Annotated in this window: 20 protein-coding genes and 1 tRNA gene; 13 read left to right on the plus strand and 8 right to left on the minus strand. The window is 69.3% G+C overall.

Features of this window, described 5'->3' with window-relative positions:
- Nucleotides 1–168: 168 nt before the first annotated feature.
- The 9 genes from dnaN to ACIBVQ_RS27180 all read left to right on the plus strand — a co-directional run bounded on the left by dnaN (nucleotide 169) and on the right by ACIBVQ_RS27180 (nucleotide 10,590).
- Nucleotides 169–1,308 carry a DNA polymerase III subunit beta gene (gene dnaN / locus ACIBVQ_RS27140; RefSeq protein WP_352013628.1) on the plus strand — a complete coding sequence of 380 codons (1,140 nt, stop codon included), beginning with the start codon at nucleotides 169–171 and terminating at the stop codon, nucleotides 1,306–1,308.
- A gap of 10 nt (nucleotides 1,309–1,318) precedes the next feature.
- On the plus strand, nucleotides 1,319–2,077 hold the full coding sequence (locus ACIBVQ_RS27145; protein WP_399180823.1) for a 3-keto-5-aminohexanoate cleavage protein: 759 nt from the start codon (nucleotides 1,319–1,321) through the stop codon (nucleotides 2,075–2,077).
- 13 nt (nucleotides 2,078–2,090) lie between these two features.
- Nucleotides 2,091–3,032 carry a phosphogluconate dehydrogenase (NAD(+)-dependent, decarboxylating) gene (gene gnd, locus ACIBVQ_RS27150; protein ID WP_386190891.1) on the plus strand — a complete coding sequence of 314 codons (942 nt, stop codon included), beginning with the start codon at nucleotides 2,091–2,093 and terminating at the stop codon, nucleotides 3,030–3,032.
- A gap of 45 nt (nucleotides 3,033–3,077) precedes the next feature.
- Entirely contained in the window at nucleotides 3,078–4,253 is a 1,176-nt protein-coding gene (gene recF, locus ACIBVQ_RS27155) for a DNA replication/repair protein RecF (RefSeq protein ID WP_352013625.1), read from the plus strand.
- The gene (locus ACIBVQ_RS27160; protein WP_399180826.1) at nucleotides 4,243–4,848 is read left to right on the plus strand and encodes a DUF721 domain-containing protein; all 606 of its coding nucleotides are present in this window, start codon (nucleotides 4,243–4,245) and stop codon (nucleotides 4,846–4,848) included. Before recF ends, ACIBVQ_RS27160 begins: the two co-directional genes overlap by 11 nt.
- A 301-nt stretch (nucleotides 4,849–5,149) precedes the next feature.
- The gene (gene gyrB, locus ACIBVQ_RS27165) at nucleotides 5,150–7,096 is read left to right on the plus strand and encodes a DNA topoisomerase (ATP-hydrolyzing) subunit B (RefSeq protein ID WP_362917173.1); all 1,947 of its coding nucleotides are present in this window, start codon (nucleotides 5,150–5,152) and stop codon (nucleotides 7,094–7,096) included.
- 42 nt (nucleotides 7,097–7,138) lie between these two features.
- Nucleotides 7,139–9,631: a DNA gyrase subunit A gene (gene gyrA, locus ACIBVQ_RS27170; protein WP_352013622.1), complete on the plus strand. Its 2,493-nt coding sequence runs from the start codon at nucleotides 7,139–7,141 to the stop codon at nucleotides 9,629–9,631.
- Nucleotides 9,632–9,703: 72 nt separating this feature from the next.
- Nucleotides 9,704–10,369: a DUF3566 domain-containing protein gene (locus ACIBVQ_RS27175; RefSeq protein WP_399180829.1), complete on the plus strand. Its 666-nt coding sequence runs from the start codon at nucleotides 9,704–9,706 to the stop codon at nucleotides 10,367–10,369.
- A gap of 147 nt (nucleotides 10,370–10,516) precedes the next feature.
- Nucleotides 10,517–10,590, plus strand: a tRNA-Ile gene (locus ACIBVQ_RS27180).
- Nucleotides 10,591–10,975: 385 nt separating this feature from the next.
- On the opposite strand, the gene ACIBVQ_RS27185 is transcribed toward ACIBVQ_RS27180, so the two are convergent.
- On the minus strand, nucleotides 10,976–11,599 hold the full coding sequence (locus ACIBVQ_RS27185; protein WP_399180831.1) for a DUF6518 family protein: 624 nt from the start codon (nucleotides 11,597–11,599) through the stop codon (nucleotides 10,976–10,978).
- A gap of 534 nt (nucleotides 11,600–12,133) precedes the next feature.
- Between ACIBVQ_RS27185 and ACIBVQ_RS27190 the strand changes: the two genes are divergently transcribed.
- Entirely contained in the window at nucleotides 12,134–12,892 is a 759-nt protein-coding gene (locus ACIBVQ_RS27190; protein ID WP_399180833.1) for a hypothetical protein, read from the plus strand.
- A gap of 516 nt (nucleotides 12,893–13,408) precedes the next feature.
- On the opposite strand, the gene ACIBVQ_RS27195 is transcribed toward ACIBVQ_RS27190, so the two are convergent.
- The 6 genes from ACIBVQ_RS27195 to ACIBVQ_RS27220 all read right to left on the minus strand — a co-directional run bounded on the left by ACIBVQ_RS27195 (nucleotide 13,409) and on the right by ACIBVQ_RS27220 (nucleotide 19,444).
- Nucleotides 13,409–13,864, minus strand: coding sequence for an SRPBCC family protein (locus tag ACIBVQ_RS27195; protein ID WP_386190907.1), 456 nt, complete (start codon nucleotides 13,862–13,864; stop codon nucleotides 13,409–13,411).
- 49 nt (nucleotides 13,865–13,913) lie between these two features.
- Nucleotides 13,914–14,513 carry a DUF1707 domain-containing protein gene (locus tag ACIBVQ_RS27200; RefSeq protein ID WP_352013617.1) on the minus strand — a complete coding sequence of 200 codons (600 nt, stop codon included), beginning with the start codon at nucleotides 14,511–14,513 and terminating at the stop codon, nucleotides 13,914–13,916.
- Between the two features lie 259 nt (nucleotides 14,514–14,772).
- Nucleotides 14,773–15,585, minus strand: coding sequence for an SDR family NAD(P)-dependent oxidoreductase (locus ACIBVQ_RS27205; RefSeq protein WP_399180836.1), 813 nt, complete (start codon nucleotides 15,583–15,585; stop codon nucleotides 14,773–14,775).
- A 777-nt stretch (nucleotides 15,586–16,362) separates the two neighbouring features.
- The gene (locus tag ACIBVQ_RS27210; protein WP_399180838.1) at nucleotides 16,363–16,836 is read right to left on the minus strand and encodes an iron chaperone; all 474 of its coding nucleotides are present in this window, start codon (nucleotides 16,834–16,836) and stop codon (nucleotides 16,363–16,365) included.
- A gap of 98 nt (nucleotides 16,837–16,934) precedes the next feature.
- Entirely contained in the window at nucleotides 16,935–18,128 is a 1,194-nt protein-coding gene (locus tag ACIBVQ_RS27215) for a tetratricopeptide repeat protein (protein ID WP_399180840.1), read from the minus strand.
- A complete protein-coding gene (locus ACIBVQ_RS27220) occupies nucleotides 18,125–19,444 on the minus strand; it encodes an AAA family ATPase (protein WP_399180842.1) in 1,320 nt (439 codons plus the stop codon). The genes ACIBVQ_RS27215 and ACIBVQ_RS27220 overlap by 4 nt, the downstream gene beginning before the upstream one ends.
- A 194-nt stretch (nucleotides 19,445–19,638) precedes the next feature.
- On the opposite strand from ACIBVQ_RS27220, the gene ACIBVQ_RS27225 reads away from it, so the two are divergent.
- The gene (locus ACIBVQ_RS27225; protein WP_399180844.1) at nucleotides 19,639–20,163 is read left to right on the plus strand and encodes an RNA polymerase sigma factor; all 525 of its coding nucleotides are present in this window, start codon (nucleotides 19,639–19,641) and stop codon (nucleotides 20,161–20,163) included.
- A complete protein-coding gene (locus tag ACIBVQ_RS27230) occupies nucleotides 20,160–20,645 on the plus strand; it encodes a hypothetical protein (RefSeq protein WP_399180846.1) in 486 nt (161 codons plus the stop codon). The genes ACIBVQ_RS27225 and ACIBVQ_RS27230 overlap by 4 nt, the downstream gene beginning before the upstream one ends.
- Before the next feature lie 64 nt (nucleotides 20,646–20,709).
- Here ACIBVQ_RS27230 and ACIBVQ_RS27235 read toward each other — a convergent pair whose 3' ends face one another.
- Nucleotides 20,710–21,537: a DUF6597 domain-containing transcriptional factor gene (locus tag ACIBVQ_RS27235; RefSeq protein WP_399180848.1), complete on the minus strand. Its 828-nt coding sequence runs from the start codon at nucleotides 21,535–21,537 to the stop codon at nucleotides 20,710–20,712.
- On the opposite strand from ACIBVQ_RS27235, the gene ACIBVQ_RS27240 reads away from it, so the two are divergent.
- On the plus strand, nucleotides 21,536–22,090 hold the full coding sequence (locus tag ACIBVQ_RS27240; protein ID WP_362917151.1) for a TIGR03086 family metal-binding protein: 555 nt from the start codon (nucleotides 21,536–21,538) through the stop codon (nucleotides 22,088–22,090). The genes ACIBVQ_RS27235 and ACIBVQ_RS27240 overlap by 2 nt on opposite strands.
- The last annotated feature ends 62 nt before the right edge of the window (nucleotides 22,091–22,152 follow it).

Raw genomic sequence — 22,152 nt, forward strand, 5'->3', positions numbered from 1 at the left:
ACAGGATTTCCACAGTATCCACCGCCCCTAATGCGATGACCCCTTGTATCTCTAACTAGAGAACTCAAGACCCACAGAAGGGTTCCGGGGGAGCGCAGGTGCGGGACAGTGAACACTTGAACCCAAGGCACCGAGCGGACAGCGCTCACACACAGGAGGCAGATCCCCGTGATGTTCCGTATCGAGCGAGACGTGCTCGCCGAGGCCGTCGCCTGGACGGCACGCAGCCTGCCGGCGCGTCCTTCCGTGCCGGTGCTCGCCGGCATGCGCCTGGAGGTGACGGACGGCGGGCAGCTGAAGCTCTCCGGCTTCGACTACGAGGTGTCCGCCGAGGTGACCCTCGAACCCCAGACCGGTGAGGCCGGCGTCGTGCTGGTCTCCGGCAAGCTGCTCGCCGAGATCACCAGGGCGCTGCCCGCACAGCCTGTGGACTTCGTCGTCGAGGGCGCCAAGGCGGTCGTCACCTGTGGCAGTGCCCGGTTCACCCTGCTGACCATGCCTGTGGAGGACTACCCCTCCCTGCCGACCATGCCGCCGGCCGCGGGCCGGGTCGGCAGCGACGTGTTCGCCTCCGCCGTCGGCCAGGTCGCCGTCGCCGCGGGCAAGGACGACACGCTGCCGATGCTGACCGGCGTGCGCATGGAGATCGAGGGCGACACCGTCACCCTCGCCGCGACCGACCGCTACCGCCTGGCCGTACGTGAGCTGAAGTGGCAGCCGGGCCAGCCCGACTTCTCCGCCGTCGCCATGATCCCCGGCAAGACCCTCGCCGACGCGGCCAAGGCCCTGGGCAGCACCGGCGCCGAGGTAGAGATCGCGATGAGCTCCGTCGGCGGGACCGGCGAGGGCATGATCGGCTTCTCCAGCGCGGGCCGCCGTACGACCACCCGCCTGCTCGACCCCGAGTTCCCCAAGTACCGCTCGCTGCTGCCGACCGAGTTCTCCGCGAGGGCCGACCTGGCGACCGGCGCCTTCGTCGAGGCCGTCAAGCGCGTGGCCCTGGTCGCCGAGCGCAACACGCCGGTGCGCCTGGCCTTCCGCGACGGCGAGGTCGTCCTTGAGGCGGGCAGCGGCGACGAGGCCCAGGCGGTCGAGGTGCTGCCGGTCGACTTCGAGGGCGACGACATCAACATCGCCTTCAACCACCAGTTCCTGCTTGAGGGGCTGGGCGCGATCGACTCCGACGTGGCCAGGCTGCAGATGACCACCTCGACCAAGCCCGCCATCCTCACCGGCGGCAAGCCTGTGGACGACGGGGGCGTGCCCGACTACCGCTACCTGATCATGCCCATCCGCCTGTCGAGCTGATCCACAGCCTGTGAGCCGGATCACGCTGAAGGCGTGTCTCAACGGCGGCAGACGGCCCGACGAGCACCCCGCGGTCCCTGTGACCCCTCTGGAGCTCGCTGAGGCGGCCCGTGAGGCGCGTGGGGCGGGTGCGACGGCTGTGCACATGCACCCGCGCGACGAGGCGGGCAGGGAGTCTCTCAGCGCCGTCCACATCGGCGCGGCCGTGCGGGCCGTACGGCCGGCCTGCCCCGGGCTGCCCGTCGGGGTGAGCACGGGCCTGTGGATGACCGGGGGCGACGAGGGCGCCAGGCGCGAGGCCGTACGGGGGTGGGCGGCGCTCGCTCCGCAGGACCGGCCCGACTTCGCCTCGGTGAACCTCTCGGAACCCGGCTTCCCCGGCCTGTGGCATGATCTTCGGCGGCTCGGCGTGGACGTCGAGGCCGGGGTCTGGTCCGTCGACGACGCCGAGGCGCTCGCCGCGACCGGTCTCGGGTGCGCACGGGTGCTCGTCGAGATCATCGGCGGCGCCGAGGAGACCGCGGTCTCCCGGGCGCGGGCCGTGCTCGGGCGTCTCGACGAGCTGGCCGTACCCGGCCCCAGGCTGCTCCACGGCGAGGAGGGACCGGCGTGGATACTCGTGGACGAAGCGGGGCAGCTGGGTCTGGCCACGCGTATCGGCCTTGAGGACGTCCTCCACAGCCCCGACGGCGGCCCTGTGGAAGGAAACGCCCACCTGGTACGGCTCGCGCTGGCGCGACTCGGCGACAGGTGGATGATGGAACCCTGAAGGGGGTGCTCGTATGCAGATCGGCATGGTCGGGCTGGGCAAGATGGGCGGCAACATGGCCGAGCGGCTGCGCCGCGGGGGTCACGACGTCGTCGGTTACGACCGTGACCCGGCGGTCAGTGACGTCTCCAGCCTGAAGGAGCTGGTCGAACGGCTCCAGGCGCCGCGCGCGGTGTGGGTCATGGTGCCCGCGGGCGCGCCGACCCAGGCCACCGTCGAGGAGCTTGGCGGTCTGCTGTCCGACGGCGACATCGTGATCGACGGCGGGAACTCGCACTACCTCGACGACCAGAAGCACGCCGCACAGCTCGGCGAGCGGGGCGTCGGCTTCGTCGACTGCGGGGTGAGCGGCGGCGTCTGGGGCCTGCAGAACGGCTACGCCCTCATGGTCGGCGGCGCCGACAACGACGTTCAGCGCCTGATGCCGGTCTTCGAGACCCTCAAGCCGGAGGACGGCGGCTTCGTGCACGCGGGAGCCGTCGGCGCCGGGCACTTCGCGAAGATGGTCCACAACGGCATCGAGTACGGCATGATGCAGGCCTTCGCCGAGGGCTGGGAGCTGCTTGAGGCCTCCGACGTCGTGACCGACGTGGCAGGGGCCTTCTCCAGCTGGCGGCACGGCACCGTCATCCGCTCCTGGCTGCTCGACCTGCTGGTGCGCGCGCTCGACGACGACCCTGAGCTGGCCGACCTGAGGGGCTACGCCGAGGACTCGGGCGAGGGCCGGTGGACGGTCCAGGCGGCCGTCGACCACGCCGTCCCGCTGCCGGTCATCACCGCCGCGCTGTACGCCAGGTTCGCCTCCCGCCAGGACGACTCCCCGGCCATGAAGGTCGTCGCGGCGTTGCGCAACCAGTTCGGCGGGCACGCGGTCACCTCGAAGGAGGGCCAGACCGGCAAGGGCGCCGACGCCCCCGGCGCCGACGTCGTCCCCCCTGTCGAGACGGACCGTTGACCGGCGAGGCGCCGGTGAAGGACGGGGGCGGCTAGTCTTCCTGAGGTGCACGTCGCCCATCTCGCGCTGACCGACTTCCGGTCCTACGACGCCGTCGACCTCGGCCTTGAGCCGGGCGTCACGGCGTTCGTCGGCCCGAACGGCCAGGGCAAGACCAACCTGGTCGAGGCGCTGGGCTACGTGGCGAGCCACTCCAGCCACCGGGTGGCGACCGACGGCCCCCTGGTACGGCAGGGCGCGGCGCGGGCGATCGTGCGCTCGGTCGTCGTGCGTGACGACCGGCGGGCGCTGATCGAGCTGGAGATCAACCCGGGCCGGGCCAACCGGGCCAGGCTGAACCGCTCGCCCGTCTCCCGCCCGCGCGACGTGGTCGGCATGTTGCGCACCGTCCTGTTCGCCCCCGAGGACCTCGCCATGGTCAAGGGCGACCCCGGTGAGCGCCGCCGCTATCTCGACGACCTGCTGGTGGCCAGGGCCCCCCGGTTCGCCGGGGTCAGGGCCGACTACGACCGGGTGCTCAAGCAGCGCGGCGCCCTGCTGCGGGTGGCCGCGCAGTCACGGCGCGGCAGGAGTGGAAGGCGGGCGGAGAGCGACGCCGCCTTCGCCGCGGCCGGGGCGGGAGACCCGCTGAGCACGCTGGAGGTCTGGGACACCCACCTGGCGAAGTTCGGCGCCGAGCTGCTCGCCGCCCGTCTCGGGCTGATCGAGGAGCTGCGCCCGCTCGTCGCCTCCGCCTACGCCTCGCTCGCCCCCACCTCGGCCCCGGCCGTCCTCGACTACCGCGGCACCCTGCCCGAGGACGGACCGGAGGAAACGGCCGGGGAGGACCTTGAGGGGCGCATCCGCGCCGCCCTGCTCGACGTGCGCGCCACCGAGCTCGAACGCGGTGTCACCCTCGTCGGCCCGCACCGCGACGACCTGTTCCTCGGCCTCGGCGAGCTGCCCGCGCGCGGCTACGCCAGCCACGGCGAGTCGTGGTCGTTCGCGCTCGCGCTCAGACTGGCCGCCTACGACCTGCTCAGGAGCGACGGCGGCGACCCGGTGCTGATCCTCGACGACGTCTTCGCCGAGCTGGACAGCCAGCGCCGCCGCCGCCTGGCCGAGATCGTGGCGCCCGCCGAGCAGGTGCTGATCACCGCCGCCGTCGCCGCCGACGTGCCCGCCGAGCTGATCGGCGCCCGCTTCGACGTGACCGAGGGAAGCGTGGCCCGTGTCCGCTGAGGAGCCGGCCGCAGGACGCGCCCAGGGCCCCGCAGAGGGGCCCGCGGGGGGGGCCACAGCGGGGACCGGGAAGGGACCCGCGCGGCAGGCCGGGCAGGAGGCGGCCAAGGCGACCGCCGCCAAGGGCGCCGCGATGGCCAGGGAGAAGCTCGCCCAGGCCAAGGCCGACGCCGCCAAGCGCGGCCAGCTCCCCCGCCGCGAACCCCGGCGCAAGCCGTACGGCCAGCGCAGGGACAGCGGCGACCCGAGGCTTTTCGGCAGCGCCATCGCCGACCTGCTCGCGGACCGGGGCTGGGAGCGGCCGGTCGCGGTCGGCGGGGTGTTCGGCCGCTGGCACGAGATCGTCGGCGTCGACCTGGCCGCGCACACCAGACCGGAGACCTTCGCCGAGGGAGAGGTCGTGGTGATCGCGGACTCCACGGCCTGGGCGACCCAGGTCAGGCTGCTCGCGGCCACGCTCGTCAGGCGGCTGAACGAGGAGCTCGGCGACGGGACCGTACGGCGCGTGCGGGTGCGCGGGCCGCAGAACGGGCCACGGCCGAGCGGTGGCCTGCGTGTCACGGGGAGCCGTGGCCCAGGCGACACCTATGGGTGATGATCAACAACTCGGAAAACGGATCAGCGGCCTTTCTGGCGCGGCTACCCCCCTCCCTGTAGGGGGATGCGTAAGCAGAGGGTCGACGCGCGACAGAGGCCTCCAGAGCCCGTCAATGCCGCACGACACGTCCGGAGACGCTAGAATGAAATCGAATTCCGGACACAGTCCGCTTGCGTGTCACCCCGGCCACCGCGCCGACTTCCCCCGGGTGAGCGCATCGGGGCATTCACGACGGTGACGGGCACGGCGGGGCCGACAGGGCCGTTCGCCGCGTGTCCGCGGCAGGAGGATTTCGCACTTGTCCTACGACGCTAGCTCAATCACCGTCCTCGAAGGACTTGAGGCGGTCCGTAAGCGCCCGGGAATGTACATCGGCTCGACCGGTGAACGTGGTCTTCACCACCTCGTCTACGAGGTCGTGGACAACTCCGTCGACGAGGCCCTGGCCGGGCACGCCGACCGGATCGAGGTGACCCTCCTCGCCGACAACGGCGTCAGGGTCGTCGACAACGGCCGAGGCATTCCCGTCGGCATCGTCGAGGCGGAGGGCCGCCCCGCCGTCGAGGTCGTCCTGACCGTGCTGCACGCGGGAGGCAAGTTCGACAGCAAGTCGTACGCCGTCTCCGGCGGTCTGCACGGCGTCGGTGTCTCGGTGGTGAACGCCCTGTCCACGGCGCTGGACGTGGAGATCCGCACCGACGGCCACTACTGGCGGCAGAACTACTCCCACTCCAAGCCGACCGCTCCCCTGGCGAAGGGCGAGGCGACCGACGAGACCGGCACCTCGATCACCTTCTGGGCCGACGACACCATCTTCGAGACCACCACGTGGAACTTCGAGACGCTCTCGCGGCGCTTCCAGGAGATGGCCTTCCTGAACAAGGGCCTGACCATCTCACTGCGCGACGAGCGGCCGGACCACGCCGTCAACGACGAACCCGTCGAGATCGTCTACCACTACGAGGGCGGCCTGGCCGACTTCGTCAGGCACCTGAACTCCAAGAAGGAACCCGCGCACGTCTCGGTGGTCGACTTCGAGGAGCACGGCGAGGGCATCTCCGTCGAGATCGCCATGCAGTGGAACAACTCCTACTCCGAGTCGGTCTACACCTTCGCCAACACCATCAACACCGCGGAGGGCGGCACCCACGAGGAGGGCTTCCGCGCGGCGCTGACGTCGATCGTCAACCGCTACGCGCGTGAGCAGAAGTTCCTCAAGGAGGGCAAGGACGACAACCTCAGCGGTGAGGACATCCGCGAGGGCCTGACCGCAATCATCTCGGTGAAGCTGGCCGACCCGCAGTTCGAGGGGCAGACCAAGGCCAAGCTGGGCAACACCGAGGCCAAGTCGTTCGTGCAGAAGGCCTGCAACGACCACCTGCGCGACTGGTTCGAGCGCAACCCCGGCGAGGCCAAGGACATCATCAACAAGTCCCTGCAGGCCGCGCGCGCCCGCATCGCGGCCCGCCAGGCCCGCGACCTCACCCGGCGCAAGTCGCTGCTCGAATCGGGTTCCGGCCTGCCGGGCAAGCTGGCCGACTGCCAGTGGAGCGACCCGGAGAAGTGCGAGCTGTTCATCGTCGAGGGTGACTCGGCGGGCGGCTCGGCCAAGGGCGGCCGCGACTCCAAGTTCCAGGCCATCCTGCCCATCCGCGGCAAGATCCTCAACGTGGAGAAGGCCCGCATCGACAAGGTGCTGAAGAACGCCGAGGTCCAGGCGCTGATCACCGCCATGGGCACCGGGGTCCACGACGAGTTCGACATCACCAAACTCCGCTACCACAAGCTCATCCTGATGGCGGACGCCGACGTCGACGGCCAGCACATCAACACGCTGCTGCTGACACTGCTGTTCCGTTTCATGCGCCCGCTGATCGAGGCGGGGCACGTCTACCTCTCCCAGCCGCCGCTCTACAAGATCAAGTGGGACCGCAGGGGCGAGGACGCCTCCTACGCCTACTCCGACCGCGAGCGTGACGCGATCATCGAGGACGGCATACAGCGGGGCAAGCGCGACCCGCGCCTGCACGACGGCATCCAGCGGTTCAAGGGTCTGGGCGAGATGAACGCCGGCCAGCTCTGGGACACGACGATGAACCCCGACACCCGGGTGCTCCTGCAGGTCACCCTCGACGACGCCGCCCAGGCCGACGAGCTGTTCAGCGTCCTCATGGGCGAGGACGTCGAGGCGCGCCGCTCCTTCATCATCAGGAACGCGCGAGACGTCCGTTTCCTCGATGTGTAGCGGTAGCCGTACAGACCTCTCTTTCGTAAAGGACCCATCCCAGTGACGGATGTGAACACTCCGCCGGCGGAGCACCAGCGCATCGAACCCGTCGACATCCAGTCGGAGATGCAGCGCAGCTACATGGACTACGCGATGTCCGTCATCGTGTCCCGCGCGCTGCCCGACGTCCGTGACGGCCTCAAGCCGGTGCACCGTCGTGTGCTCTACGCCATGTACGACGGCGGCTACCGCCCCGACCGCGGCTACTTCAAGTGCTCCCGTGTCGTCGGTGACGTGATGGGTTCCTACCACCCGCACGGCGACTCCTCGATCTACGGAACGGTCGTACGGCTCGCACAGCCGTGGGCGCTGCGCTACACCCTGGTCGACGGCCAGGGCAACTTCGGATCGCCGGGCAACGACATGCCGGCCGCCATGCGTTACACCGAGTGCAAGCTCGCGCCGATCGCCATGGAGATGATCCGTGACATCGACAAGGAGACCGTCGACTTCCAGCCCAACTACGACGGCCGCTCCCAGGAGCCCCTGGTCCTGCCGTCGCGGTTCCCGAACCTGCTGGTCAACGGCTCGGCGGGCATCGCGGTCGGCATGGCGACGAACATCCCGCCGCACAACCTGCGCGAGGTGGCCGACGGCGTCAAGTGGGCCCTGCAGAACCCCGACGCGAGCGACGACGAACTCCTTGAGGAGCTGATCGCCCGGGTCAAGGGCCCCGACTTCCCCACCGGCGCCCTGATCGTGGGCCGCAGGGGCATCGACGACACCTACCGCACCGGACGCGGCTCGATCACCATGCGGGCGATCGTCGAGGTCGAGGAGGACGCCAAGGGCCGTCAGTGCCTGGTCGTCACCGAGCTGCCCTACATCGTCAACCCGGACAACCTCGCGCTGGCCATCGCGGAGTCGGTCAAGGACGGCCGCATCAGCGGCATCGCCGACGTCCGTGACGAGAGTTCCTCGCGGGTCGGCCAGCGCCTGGTCATCGTGCTCAAGCGCGACGCGGTCGCCAAGGTCGTGCTGAACAACCTCTACAAGCACACCCAGCTGCAGACCACCTTCGGCGCCAACATGCTGGCGCTGGTTGACGGCGTGCCCAGGACCCTGCGTCTCGACCAGTTCGTCCGCCACTACGTCGACCACCAGATCGAGGTCGTGGTCCGCAGGACCCGCTACCTGCTGCGCAAGGCCGAGGAGCGGGCCCACATCCTGCGTGCGCTGCTCAAGGCGCTCGACCGGATGGACGAGGTCATCGCGCTGATCCGGCGTTCGCCCTCTGCGGCCGACGCCCAGGGCGGCCTGATGTCCCTGCTGGAGATCGACCAGGTCCAGGCGCAGGCCATCCTCGACATGCAGCTGCGCAAGCTGGCCGCCCTGGAGCGCCAGCAGATCACCGACGAGTACGACGCGTTGATGGCGCACATCATCGACTACCAGGAGATCCTGGCCTCGCCGGAGCGGCAGCGGACCATCGTCTTCGACGAGCTCTCCGAGATCACCGCCAAGTACGGCGACGAGCGCAAGACGGAGATCATCGCCTACGAGGGCGACATGTCGATCGAGGACCTCCTCGCCGAGGAGGACATGGTCGTCACGATCACCCGCGGCGGCTACGCCAAGCGCACCAACACCGACCTCTACCGGGCGCAGAAGCGCGGCGGCAAGGGGGTGCGGGGTGCGCAGCTGCGCCAGGACGACATCGTCGACCACTTCTTCGTCACCACGACCCACCACTGGCTGCTGTTCTTCACGAACAAGGGGCGGGTCTACCGGGTCAAGGCCTACGAGCTGCCCGACTCGGGCAGGGACGCCCGCGGTCAGCACCTGGCCAACCTGCTGGCCATGCAGCCGGACGAGGTCGTCATGGAGGTGCTCGCCCTGCGTGACTACGAGGTCGCGCCGTACCTCGTGCTGGCAACCCGTAGCGGTCTGGTGAAGAAGACGCGCCTTTCCGAGTACGACTCGCCGCGTTCTGGTGGTCTCATTGCCATCAATCTGCGAGAAGATGACGAAGTGATCGCGGCCAGGCTTGTCTCCGAGGAGGACGACCTCCTGCTGATCTCGCGCGGAGCCCAGTCGATCCGCTTCACCGCCTCCGACGAGGCCCTGCGGCCGATGGGCCGGGCGACCAGCGGCGTGATCGGCATGCGTTTCCTCGACGGTGACGAGCTGCTGGCGATGAACCGCATCGCCGACGGCGAAGATGTGTTGGTCGCCACCGAGGGTGGGTATGCAAAGCGCACACCCGCCGACCAGTACCCCGTGCAGGGGCGAGGCGGTAAGGGTGTCCTGACCGCGAAGATCGTCAGTTCCCGTGGCAAGCTGGTCGGGGCGGTCATGGTCAGGCCGGAGGACGAGGTCTTCGCGATCACGTCCGTCGGTGGGGTGATCAGGACCAGCGCAGGAGAGATCAAGCAGTCTGGTCGCCAGACCATGGGGGTGCGTCTGATGAATCTGGTCGATGGAGACAGTGTCGTGGCTCTCGCCCGCAACGCTGACTCTTTGGAGACTGAGGAAAACGGGGAAGGTGAGTAGCCCGTGAGCGCCCAGTCAAGGCCAGGATCGCGACCCGCGTCCTCGTCAACACGTGATCAGGTGACGGAGAAAATGGATAAAGCCGTCGAAGCGGATCCTGCCAAGGCGGGTGAGCCGCCAGCGGGTGGGGGTGGCAGGCCCGCCCCGGAGCCTGACAAGCCGGTGGCCGACGGCAAGGGCAGGCCGGGTACGGCGACCACCGAGGACGGCAAGGTGCCCGACACCACGGTGCACGTCCGTCCGACCCCTCCGCAGGGAAACTCCTCCTGGTCACCCTCGGGAGGGCCGCCCCCGCCCGCGGGCCTGTCGTCCCCGTCGCAGGACTCCAGGAAGCCGGCCTCCGACAACTCGCCGCGTACGCCGCGCAAGGCCCACCTGGTGTTGCGCAGGGTCGAGCCGTGGTCGGCCATGAAGTTCAGCTTCGTGGTCTCCCTGGTCTGCTTCGTGGTGCTGTTCGTCGCCGTCGCGGTGCTCTACATGGTGCTGAACAGCCTCGGCGTGTTCGACAGCATCATCCAGACGGTCAACCAGTTCACCGTCTCCGACGGCAAGCCGTCCGCGAACGGTTTCAACGTCGCCTCCTGGTTCGAGCCGGTCCGCATCCTCGGATACACCGCCCTGATCGGGGCTGTGAACGTCGTCCTGATCACGGCTCTGTCCACTCTGGGTGCGGTGATCTACAACATCGCCTCCGACCTGGTCGGCGGCATCGAGGTCACCTTCAGCGAGGCCGAGTAACCACCGCCGTCGTGTCCCCGGTGCCGCCCCAGGAGTGGGGCCGGGGACATGGCGCGAGCTGGTGTCGGGACAGGGTAAGCTTTTCCCTGTTCGACCGAACGGATTCGCCTCCCAAAGCGGGATACGATACCGTTCTTCATGTCGCAAGGGGCTATAGCTCAGTCGGTTAGAGCGCTTCCCTGATAAGGAAGAGGTCCCAGGTTCAAGTCCTGGTAGCCCCACTTTTCTGACCAGCGAAAAGGCCGCTCTCCGATCTTCGGATGGCGGCCCTTCTGCTTTTCGCGTGACCACCGTTTCCGATCAGGTCTCAAAGACGCGGTTCATGGCCATCACTCTGGAGAACCGGGCGGATCCGCTTGTGGTAAACCCGTTCCGTGACGGCCGTGCCGCTGTGGCCCACCAGGCGAGAGATCTCCTCCAGGGGGACACCGGGGTCTGACAGCGGCGAGACGAAGCCGTGCCGTAGCTCGCGAGGGGGGCCCGGCGGACGTTGGTGGAGTCGCCTGAGCGGCGTCCGAACAGGGATGAGGGAACTGACTCAGTGAAGCCGAAGCCGTGGTCGGCTGACATGGCCTGGCTTACCGTGTCCGCGGTCCGCGATTCACTTCATGCCGACACGTGTTGAAGTGGCAATGAGACGACCAGGTACGCCAGCGCCGCGAGGACCAGGGCCGTCAGCAGGGTCGGCGTCCGTTCTCCTCGACGTGCCATCAGCAGCGGTGCGAGGACGAAGACGGCCAGGCAGGCCCATGCCTGCGGGGCGTAGTGCAGGACGAAGGCATACATGATGCTTTCCATCCCGAAGACGCCTCCCAGCGCGGCGAGGCCGATGACACGGTGACGTACGGTACGTCCGTTCCGCCACCACAGCCCGGCCACGCCGAACAACGGGCCGCTGACGACCGCCATCGCGAGCCAGATCAGCGGATAGGTGAGGCTGCCCATGCCGTCACGGCCGAACTCCGCGTACCCGTAGTACCCAACGACCAGACCGATCGAGGCACACAGGCCGGCGGTGGCAGCCGACCGCGCTGACGCCCAGCCGGCAAGCAGGGCGCCGACGACGAACGCCGGGACACACCAGACAGCACCGGAGTTGGCGACCTGGTTCCAGGCGCCAGGAAGCCAGCCCTGGGCCAGATTGGTGACAACACCGAGTCCCAGGCCCGCCAGGAGCGCGGCTGCCCACGAACCGCTGAGCTTTGCTACCGGGCCGAAGCGGCTGCCCATCAGGAAGATCCCCCTGTCTCCCCTCAGGGGATACCGACAAATCGCAACTATACCGACAAGCAGGTATACCAGTTCGGTGCCGCACGGCCGTGATCTCCTCTTGGCGGGCGAAGGCGGCGATGGCCACCTGGTACGAAACCGTGCGCTCGCCTGGGGAAGTTGTGCGGCCGGACCGGCTCCCCCTTTGCCTGACCCCCTGTTGGACTTTCACACCCGGGTCCCGGCGGTCCCCGTCGGGCCGGGTTGGGGGTGTGACCCCCGAGTAGGGGGATGGCGGGGGTGTGATGTGGCCCTCTCTGTTCTCGCTGGTCAAGGGTCGCGCCCGGGTGTGACCCCCTGTGACCTTGGCGTCGGGCCTGTACGGCCACGCGAGACCCCGGGAGCTGACGGGGTGGGCGGCGTCAGGACCGGGATCCCCCCGACGACGCCCTGTTCGTCGCCGACCACTGGACCCGATCAACGTACTGACAGGGCAACGCCGGTAGGTGTTCGATAAACCTGGGAAGCGTCATCTATTGAAAGCTGGAAACGGATATGCCGGAATCCGGGCCGAGAGAGTCCAGTGAATCCTGCAAGGAAGAGTTATGCGAGTCCGCTGACCAGGCAGACGGAAACGACAGTGCGCCGGAGGTTTCCACGGATCCTGACCCCGCCGGGTCCGTACCTCCTCTCCAGAATGAGCGAACAGGCCTCTCCGAAACAGGCGAGGCCTCCGAGAAACCTCACCCCGGTGACACCCTTTCTGGAAAAAGGAAGCGCGTCTCCTGGTCCCTTTTCCTGGGCCAGAACGTGGGTGAGCGTGCAGGAGTCATCGCCGCGATCACCGGCGTGCTGGCGCTCGTGGTGAGCCTGCTGGCGTGGCTGCTCCCCCAGAGCGGCGACAGGAGCAGCGCTGTGCCGGAGCAGTACCTCGGCACCTGGAGGGGGCAGGTCACAATGACCTTCCCCGACCCCACCAGGGAGGGAAAAGAGGCGGGAACTGACGAGATAACGATAAAGCAGGGCAGTGTCGGCGACACCGTCGCGGACCAGCGTGCCGTCGACTGGGGTCAGGAGGCCGGCTGCTCACGTAGCTGGCAGCTCGCCGAGGTCAACGGCGACCACCTCGTTTTGAAGGCCGGAACCACCGGCGCCCCGGCCAACGCGCCATCGGGGCAGACCTGCCTGGCGGATCTGACAATGAGTGTCCGGCTGACCGGTCAGGAAAGAATGGAGATCCAGGCGAACTACACCATCCTCGGAACAGTCACGGGGGCGTTCAGCGGTTCTCTGGTACGGCAGAGCCGAACGTAGCCGGGTAGCGTTTGGCCACGGCGGAACACGACGGCTCTCGGCACCCCGGTACGGACCTTCACCCTCGCCGTGGTGCTGACCGACGCGTCAGGCGCTCCCCGGCGCGGGGAACGGTCCCAAGGCCGTCAGGTGGGGCGGGCAGATCCTCACGTGCCCCCGCACACGCGGTCGGGGTCTTGCGTGCCCTAACCGCGTGACAACGCCGGGGAACTCGCACGGACGCTGAATCCCTGGTCGGAGGGCGGTTCTCTCAAAGTCCAGAGTATTTGTGATTCCCTGATAAGGGAGAGGCCCCAGGTTCAAATCCTGGTAGCCCCATCGATAAACGCCTCGGAGCGGGCAGATTCCGGGGCGTTTCGCTATGACGGGCTCATTCGAATGGTCTCCTCGTCTTTTGAGACCCCGTGCGTGATCCTGAGCCTCTTGAGCAGCGAGGCGGCCGTGTGCCGCTGAACGTGCGATCGGGCCGGTCTCGTGGTCGTGGTTCTCGTGGTGGTGATCACGCGGCGGACGCGGTCACGGAGCGCTTTCCGCGACCCGCTTGATGTACTGGTTCCGCATGTGGATCAACCTGGGCATGTAATGGCGGAGTACCAGCAGTTCGGCGGCTCTTCCGAGGGGGCCGAGAGGCGCGGCGAACTCGACGATGTCGCTCATCACCGTGCCGCCGTGGTCGTCACCGTGAAAACGGTGGGCGTGGTACCAGCGCTCGAAGGGGCCTGACACCTGCTCGTCGACGAAGTATGCGGGGCGGTCGTAGGCGCTGATCGTGGACGTCATCCTCCAGTGGAGGCCGAAGTGCCGCGCCCGCCATGTGACGGTGTCGCCCAGCCGCATGCCACCGGCGGTCACACCGTCGACCGCCTCCTCCGCGGATCCCGCCATCGAGGCGGAGTGGACGTCCACGTCCAGCGATATGTCGAAGACCCGTTCCGGCGGCGCCATGACATGTGTGACGACCTCGAAGTTCACCGTCGGCCTCGTCCCGTGCGCTCGTGCGCGGCTTACCCGGAGATCCCCGTCACCGCGACTGCTCCCGCTTCAGCTTCCGGCGTTCCCAGCTGTTGGGATGACGGATGACCACACCTCCCGCGCCACCGGTGCCGCTCATGCGGATCAGCGGTGCGCCCGGGAGCCGGGGAGAGGTGACTTTGTCCTTCAGGCCACCGAGGCCCGGATTCACCTCGACGGTCTCCACGGCCCAGCCGTCGGGAACGATGACCGTGACACCGCCCGCCTGGCCGTGCACCTCCAGCTCGACCTCGGGCAGATCACAACCGGCCTGGGTGAAGTCGAGTTTGACCCCACCCATGCCGCCGGACGCGACCACCTTCGCGGGCACCTGCCAGTGACCGGCTCGGGTGACGCCACCGAGACCCCCCTGGAGGACCAGCGGCTTTCTCGGGGCCGATGGAACGTCAGGGGGAAGGTCCGCCGTCAGAGGCGCGAGGTCGGCGTATGTCCTGGCGGTCAGCGCCCGCTCCAGCCGCCCGTCCAGCTCGGCGAGGTCGAGGCGCCCATCGGCCGCCGCCTTGCTCAGCCTTTCCACCACCGCCTCGCGTTCGGTGTGGGAGACGCGCCACTCGCCGGAGTGGACGGGGTGTGAGGGCTCACCGGTCATATAGTCGATGATACGAAAAGGGAGGAGAAGCCGGACCCCTCGTTCCGGTGTTCACCGTTCATCACGGGGAGGACGCGGCATGCGGCGCCCGTGTTCGGCCGCTTCCGTGGTCAGGAAGGAGAGGTCAGACGGACTTCAGGACGTCTGCTGTCTCCTCGGCGACAAGCTCGGGCGCGTCTCTTGTCGTTCACCGCCAAAGGCCTCGGTCGGCGGTCTGCCGTCCCCGTCTCCCGTCTCGTCGGCATCGGGGCACGGTAGGTCATCGCCGCCCGACCCAGAGCACCAAACGCTGGTAGGCGGACCCCAGTGCGCGAACGAGGATCCATGCGATCTTGGCGTCCGCTCCGACGAACACCTGTGCCTGCCGGCGCCTCACGCCGAGCAGGATGATCGCGGCCGCCCTGGAGGCGTCCATCCGTGCGACCTTCGTGTCGAACCTCTTTGTGACGGCGGCGGAGTCTTCGCCTTTCGCGAACCGCCCGTTCCGCATGATCGGTGTACGGACACCGCCCGGATAGACACACGTCACCGAAACAGGGTGCCCGTCGAGTCGCATCTCCTGTCGCAGTGACTCGCTGAATCCACGCACCGCGAACTTCGACGCGCTGTAGGCGGTGTAGCACGGCGCCGAGAAGAATCCGAACGCACTGGAAACGGTCACGACGTGCCCGCCTCCCGAAGAGATCAGAAGAGGCAGAAACGTTTTGGCCGTGTTGACCACGCCCAGCAAATTGACGTTCAGCACGTGATCGAAGTCACTGAATTCGGAGTTGATCAGCCTTCCGGTGTGGATGACACCCGCCACGCAGAAGACCATGTCGACACGGCCGAATTCCTCGTGGACGGCGGCTGAATGGCGGAGAACCGCCTGCCGGTCGGTCACGTCGACCGTGTCCGTGAACACCCGCGCGCCGAACCGCTGACAGCGTCGCGCGGTTTCGGCCACCGCCTCGGCGTTCTGGTCGGACAGCGCCAGCCGCGCGCCCCGCCGAGCCAGGTTCACGGCCAGCGCGCGACCGATTCCCGAGCCCGCCCCCGTGATCACAGCCACCCGATGGGCGTAGTAATCCACTGTTTTCCTTCCGGTGCTTCCTGCTCATCGCCGCGCGCTACGCCGTGATTCGCCGGACGGTGATGAGGCGACCGGCGAAACCGGGCCCATCCGGGTGATCTTTGATCGTACGGTCAAGGCATATCTGTGCAGCCGGTGAGAGAGGAGACGAAACCCTGCCAGGAATGATCTTTCCTCGGATTACTCTAGCTCTTTGATCACCAGGGCTCGACGGGCGAACCGGCCGTGACCGGGAAGTCGTCAGGGATGCGGTTCGAACCGGATTCCCTGTGGCCTGCCGAGGCTTTCCATTTATGTGAAGAAGCTTCCGGAGGACGAATTGATCCCCGAGATCACGACGTCCGCTCTGGGAGCTTCGAGCATCGTCGGCATGTCACGTTCGACGCCGAACCACATGGCCGGGCCGTTCCGTCGGTTCCGGTAGGGGACGCGGCCGGTGTTCACCGATTCGGACGTGGAACGAGGAAAACAGGGAGGAAGATGACGGCCTGAGCCACAGCCGTACCGCGCACCGCCCGATCCGGGCGCCGGTTCCTTCGCCTTTCTCGCACCCGGAATCCCACGCACCCGGAACCCCACGTGGCCGAGGGTACGGCCGGCAGGCCCGGAATCGAGTGTGGTCCCCACCTTGGGCACGTCGCCTCCGGCGAGGCCGGGCACGGTCCGGCGGCTCCGTGCCGGAACTCGTGGTGTCGTGTTGCCGGAGGCGGCCGGCGCGTGGACATGTGAAGTCCGTACGCGCCAGGAAGCCACGCGACGGCGGGGAGGCGGGATGTCTCAGCCGGCGGCCTTCTTGATGAGGGCGGCGATCCGGACTTCGGTCTCGGGGGTCAGGTCGGTCAGGGCGAAGGCGGTGGGCCACATGGTGCCGTCGTCGAGGGTCGCGGGGTCGTTGAAGCCGAGCGTGGCGTACCTCGCCTTGAACTTCTGCGCGGGCTGGAAGAAACAGACGATCTTGCCGTCCCTGGCGTACGCCGGCATGCCGTACCAGAGCTTCGAGGAGAGGGCGGGGGCGTTGTCCTTGACGATGTCGTGGAGCCGCTCGGCGATGGCGCGGTCCGTCCCCTCCATCTCGGCGATCTTCGCGAGCACCTCGACCTCCGGGTCCACCTTGGGGGCTCGGGAGCCACGCTTGGAGGAGGCCTTGAGCTCCTTGGCGCGCTCCTTCATCGCGTCCCGCTCCTCGGCCGTGAACCCGTCGTACTTCTCGGCGGCTTCGGTGTTGGTGGCGGACGACTGGGTGCCCTTCATGGCAGATTTCCTCTCAGAAGGTGCTCGATCTGAACAATCTCATCCTAGGAACCCGAAGCCATGACGGCTTCTCCAAAACTGACCGGTTGCCGCGAGGCTCAGCCGTCGGTGCGGTGTGCCAGGCGGCGGGGGGCGGTCGCGAGCCAGATCGTGGCGAGTGAGGCGTAGGTGGTCAGCAGGGCGACGGTGGTCGTCGTCAGGAGCAGTGACACGACGACGGCGAGGGCGAGCAGGATCGCCCAGCCGTACAGGAGGAGCCGGGCGGGACGGGAGCCGGTGTGGGCCGCCTCCTGGACGGGGGTGACCAGGGCCATGGCCGCGGCGCCCGCCGTACCCACCGCTTCGAGGCCGGCCAGCACGCCCGACGTCAGCAGCGCCGCGCCCACGACCGGGAGCGCGCAGCAGAGCGTCGCCACACGGACCTGGGTGCCTTCGAGCAGCAGCCGGGTCGTACGGCCTCGGTACAGGCGCAGCGTCGCCCAGGCCTCGGCGACCCACGCCGCCCAGTGCAGGACCGCGATGAGCACGAAGACGGCGATGAGCGGCGGCGCCAGGGGCAGCAGCAGCGCCAGACGCAGGCCGCCGCGGAACCTGCCGCGCAGCCGGGTCAGCAGCCGGTAGAGGGGATTGCGGCGTTTGAGCGCCAGGACGAGCAGGTCCCTGGCGTGGTCGAAGCTCGGGTTGAGCCGCAGCGTCTCGCGGAAGGCGTCCGCGGCCACCCCGGGGTCGCCGAAGGCCAGCTGCGCGCGGCCGTAGGCCAGGTGCGCCGCGGCGCTCTCCGGATCGAGGCGTACGGCCAGCGCCGCGGCGGGCACGGCCTCGGCCGCGTCACCGAGCATGACCAGGGCGACCGCCAGCAGGCTCGCCAGGTCGGGGTCCTCGGGATCGAGGCTCAGCCCCTGACGTGCCGCCTTCGCCGCCTCGCTCCACCGGCCGCTCCGTATGTGCACCCGGGCCAGCAACTCCCAGGTGGGGGCGTACTCGGGGTTCAGCTCCAGCGAGGCGGTGACGGCGGGGAGCGCCCGGTCGGCCCGGCCTGAGCGGTGGTGGACCTGTCCGGCGGCGTAGTGCGTGAACCAGGAGTCGGGCGCGAGCCGTACGGCCTCGCCGGCTTCGGCGGCGGCCTCGGCCACCTCGCCCTGTTCGGCCAGGGCTATGGCGAGCAGGGCGTGCGCGGTCGGGTGCTGCGGGTCCTCGGCGACGGCGCCGCGCAGTTCCCTGGCGGCCTCAACCGGACGGTTCAGGCCGAGCAGGCCACGCGCGCGTTCGAGCGCGACCTGGACGGGCGTCATATGCGCTTGATCCACGGCATCAGCTCGTCCCAGGCGCCGGACTCGTTGGCGTGCAGCACGTAGTTGCGGGCGGTGGTCAGCCACTCGCGTACGGCGGTCGGCCTGACCTGGCCGACGGCGGTGACCAGGTCGGCCGTGACCAGGGGGATCATGCGGCCCGCGCTGATCGACTGCTGGAGCTTGGCCTCGACGGCGCGGTCGACCACCCCCTTGAGGTCGGCGCCGGTGAAGCTGTCGGTGATCCGGGCCACCGCGTCGAAGTCCATCTCGGCCAGCGGCTTGTCCCGGCACATGATGCGCAGGATGGCGGCGCGCGCGGCCGGGTCGGGCGGCGGTACGAACACGAGCTGGTCGAACCGGCCGGGCCTGCGGAAGGCCACGTCCACGTACCAGGGAGCGTTCGTGGCCGCCAGCACCAGGACCCCCTCGTTGGCGCCGTCGTCCACGCCGTCGAGTTCGGCCAGGAACTGGTTGACGATCTGACGGTTGTGCGCCTGGCGCATGTCGGACCGGCGGGCGGCCAGCGCGTCGACCTCGTCGAAGAACAGCACGCACGGCCGGTTGCGGCGGGCCATCTCGAACACCGCGCGCAGGTTGCGTTCGCTGGAGCCGATGTACATGTCCAGGATGTCGGCCAGACCGACGCTGACGAACGTCGCGCCGAGCTCACCGGCCGCGGCCCTGGCCAGATGTGTCTTGCCCGCGCCCGGCGGGCCGTAGAGCAGCACCCCGCCGCCCGCCCGCTTGCCGAACGCGGCGAACAGCTCCGGCTGCTGCACGGGCAGCAGGAGCTTGAGGCGCAGTGTCTCCTTGACCGCCTCCATGCCCGCCACGTCGGCGAAGGTGAACCGGGAGCGTTCGACCTCCGAGTCGGCCTCCCGAGGCGGGCTCGGCGGCGCCGTCACGGGCTGCGGCGGCGCCGAGAGCCGGGCGGCCAGGTCGGGGGCGGCGACCGAGGGGTCGCGGGAGACCGCCTCGTGGTAGCGGCGGGCCGCACCGGCCGTCTCGCCCTCACCGAGCAGTGCCCTGGCCGCGATCACGCCCAACCGCGGTGGGTAACCGGCCCTCGCCAGGTGCGGCTCCAGGATCGACAGCGCCGCGCCGTACGCGCTCTGCCGGGTGAACGCCTCCGCCAGGCCGGTTGTGATGTCCGGGTCCTGGGGTGCCAGCATGAGCGCCGCGCGGTACTCCGCCTCGGCCTCGGCGAGGTATCCCTTGGTGAGAAGCTGGTCGGCCAGGTGCCGCCGCAGCGGGAGGTTGTCCGGGGAGAAACGGGCGGCCTCGCGGAGAGCCTGGAGACCGGCATCGTCGAGCACAGGAGACACATCCCTTCTGTCCTGGTTCCGGCGTCAACCTACCAGGGGGCGCGGAGGCGTGATCTTGCGAATCTCGGGACGGCTTCCGGTTGTTCCACGTGAAACATCACCCGATACCAGGTGGAAGGCCCGGTTGTGTGTCCGTGAACCTGATCGCTCCGCCGTCCGACTGTGCAGGGTGACAGGAGGACGCGATGACCGACGAACTACTCGTGGTGCGGGCCCAGCTGGGTGAGCGGGCGGCGCTCACGGAACTGGTCGACCGCTGGCGGGTGCCGGTGTGGACCTATGTGCGGCGCATGCTGGACGCCGAGCGGGCCGACGACGTGGCCCAGGAGGTCTGGCTGGCCGTGGTCCGCGGCCTGCCCCGGCTGCGGGAACCCGACAGGTTCGCGCCCTGGCTGTTCACCATCGCACGCCGGTCGGTGACAGACCGGCTGCGCGGCCGGTACGCCAGGGAGCACGAGGCGCTCGCGGCGGACAGGGCGATCGTCGAGGACCCGGTCGAGGCTCTGGTCGACCGCGCCGAACTGGTGGGTCTCCTGGCGGAGCTGCCGGTGCCGGAGCGGGAGATCCTCGTCCTCTTCTACCTGGAGGACCTGTCGATCGAGGACTGCGCACGGATCTGCCAGGTCCCCGTCGGCACGGTCAAGTCCCGGCTGAACCGGGCCCGTCGGCTGTCGCGTGAGCATCTGGAGAGGAAGGGGTACCGGGCATGACCGAGGAGGAGCCGCGCATGTCGGCGCGGGAGACGATCGAGGGGCTGGAGTCGGCCCTGTCCAAGGGCCGGCGGGTGCGGGCCGTGACGGCGCTGCTGGCGGGGTCGGTCGGTGCGGCCTTCGTCGGCGCGCTGTGGCTGGGCGAGCCCGGACCGCTGCCGGGCCGTACCCGGCTGGCCTTCGCCGTGTTCACGGTGTGCTGTGTGGCCTGGGCGGGATACGGCGGATGGCTGGTGACACGCCGGGTGCCGCTGTTCGCCGCGGACCGGGTGATCGCGGCCTGGATCGGACTGGCCGCCGCCGTCGCCACGACCGCTGTGCTGGTGGTCGCGGCCGTCCAACGTGGCGGAGGGGCCGGGGCCGCGCTGGCGGTCGGCGGGGTGTTCGTGGCGCTGGCGCTGGCGCTGGCCGTACGGGCTCACGCCCGCAGGGCCGCGTTGCTGCGGCGGGTCCGGGAGCTGACCGGCGAGGAAGAGGGGTGAGAGGGCCGGCGAGACCAGAGGCCCTGACCGGCCGCGCGGGAAGGGCCGAGCGTCCCGAGAGAGGTCAGGGGCGTCGGCCGAGGCGGGCGTAGGCCGAGGGGGGCATGCCCACCGCGGCGGTGAAGTCGCGGGTCAGGTGGGCCTGGTCGGTGTAGCCGAGTTCGGCGGCCAACGTGGCCAGGTCGAGGCCCTGATAGATCCGTTCGGCGGCCTCGTGCAGCCGGAAACGGCGGATCACCCACTTGGGGCCGACGCCGACGTGGTCGCGGAACAGCCGTTGCAGCGAGCGCGTCGACCGCCCCGACCTGGCGGCCAGCTCGTCGACCCTGGTCATCGAGGGGTCGTCCTCCGCCAGCGCGACCAGCGCCGCGGCCTCCTCGGCGAGCGGGTCCCGCTCAGGCTCCAGACCGAGCAGGAGCTCCTCGACGAGCGTGATCGCGGCCCGCGCGTCGGGCTCGGCCAGGACCCGCTCGACCAGGGTCGTGCCCGCCGCGCCGAACATCTCGCCGATCTCCGTGAAACGGTCGGTCAGCGTGGAGACCGGGGCGCCGAGGAACGTCCGGAAGCCACCGGGCACGAAGCGCATGCCGAGCACCCGGCCGCTGCCACGCATCGTGTAGGAGAACCCGCCCCTGATCACGCCCACGACCCGGTGGAAGTCCTCGGTGATCACCATGTTCACGGTCGGGTGCGAGACGATGCGCTGCTCGTACGGCTCGGCCAGGCCGGTCCACGTGACGACCCAGAAGTGGTCCACGTGGGCCGCCAGGCCGGGGGCGGGCGCGTGGCGGGCGAAGGCGAAGGCGTCGAGACCCGCGTACGGGTCGACCCAGCCGCGCTGTCGCGTTTCTACAAGCCGCGTTCCCGACGAGCCGGGCAGGATGGCTGCCATGGACGACATGATGCCGCTGATGAGGCGTGCCACCGAACAGACCGCCGACCTGGTCCGCACTGTGGTCCGTACAGCGGGACAGGAGAGGCTGGGAGACCCCACGCCGTGTGCGGAGTTCGACGTCAGAGGCCTGATCAACCACCTTGAGTGGGTGGCCGAGATGTTCGAGTCGGTGGGCGAGGGCGGGCCGCGCGTCGAGCAGGGGCCGTACGCGGGTGACTTCCCCGAGCGGGCCGAGCGCACCCTGGCCGTCTGGTCGCGCCCTGAGGTGTGGGAAGGGGTCAGCCCCGCCATGGGCATGCCGATGACCACGCTGGCCCACATGTTCCTCGTCGACATGGTCGTGCACGGCTGGGACCTGTCCAGGGCGGTCGGCGAGCCGTACGAGCCGGACGCCGAGGCGGTCGAGCGGGCGCTGGACTTCACCGGGCAGATGGCGGAGATGGGCAGGAAGCGCGGCGCCTTCGGGCCGCCGGTCGCGGTGCCCGACGACGCCCCGCCGTTCGACCGGCTGCTCGGCCTCATCGGCAGGGACCCGGCCTGGAAGCCGTGAGGCGGCCCCGGGGCGACAGGGGTTGAGGCAGGTGACGGTCCTGGGGCAACGGGCCGCCGGCT

The organism is Streptosporangium sp. NPDC049376, from assembly GCF_044466505.1.
GTDB lineage: Bacteria > Actinomycetota > Actinomycetes > Streptosporangiales > Streptosporangiaceae > Streptosporangium.

What these genes read in the sequence shown, in the direction of transcription:
- gnd (WP_386190891.1), top strand. Translation starts at nt 2,091, where the DNA reads ATGCAGATCGGCATGGTCGGGCTGGGCAAGATGGGCGGCAACATGGCC.
- ACIBVQ_RS27175 (WP_399180829.1), top strand. Translation starts at nt 9,704, where the DNA reads ATGGATAAAGCCGTCGAAGCGGATCCTGCCAAGGCGGGTGAGCCGCCA.
- ACIBVQ_RS27185 (WP_399180831.1), bottom strand. Translation starts at nt 11,599, where the DNA reads ATGGGCAGCCGCTTCGGCCCGGTAGCAAAGCTCAGCGGTTCGTGGGCA.
- ACIBVQ_RS27190 (WP_399180833.1), top strand. Translation starts at nt 12,134, where the DNA reads ATGCCGGAATCCGGGCCGAGAGAGTCCAGTGAATCCTGCAAGGAAGAG.
- ACIBVQ_RS27200 (WP_352013617.1), bottom strand. Translation starts at nt 14,513, where the DNA reads ATGACCGGTGAGCCCTCACACCCCGTCCACTCCGGCGAGTGGCGCGTC.
- ACIBVQ_RS27210 (WP_399180838.1), bottom strand. Translation starts at nt 16,836, where the DNA reads ATGAAGGGCACCCAGTCGTCCGCCACCAACACCGAAGCCGCCGAGAAG.
- ACIBVQ_RS27215 (WP_399180840.1), bottom strand. Translation starts at nt 18,128, where the DNA reads ATGACGCCCGTCCAGGTCGCGCTCGAACGCGCGCGTGGCCTGCTCGGC.
- ACIBVQ_RS27225 (WP_399180844.1), top strand. Translation starts at nt 19,639, where the DNA reads ATGACCGACGAACTACTCGTGGTGCGGGCCCAGCTGGGTGAGCGGGCG.
- ACIBVQ_RS27230 (WP_399180846.1), top strand. Translation starts at nt 20,160, where the DNA reads ATGACCGAGGAGGAGCCGCGCATGTCGGCGCGGGAGACGATCGAGGGG.
- ACIBVQ_RS27240 (WP_362917151.1), top strand. Translation starts at nt 21,536, where the DNA reads ATGGACGACATGATGCCGCTGATGAGGCGTGCCACCGAACAGACCGCC.
- ACIBVQ_RS27235 (WP_399180848.1), bottom strand. Translation starts at nt 21,537, where the DNA reads ATGGCAGCCATCCTGCCCGGCTCGTCGGGAACGCGGCTTGTAGAAACG.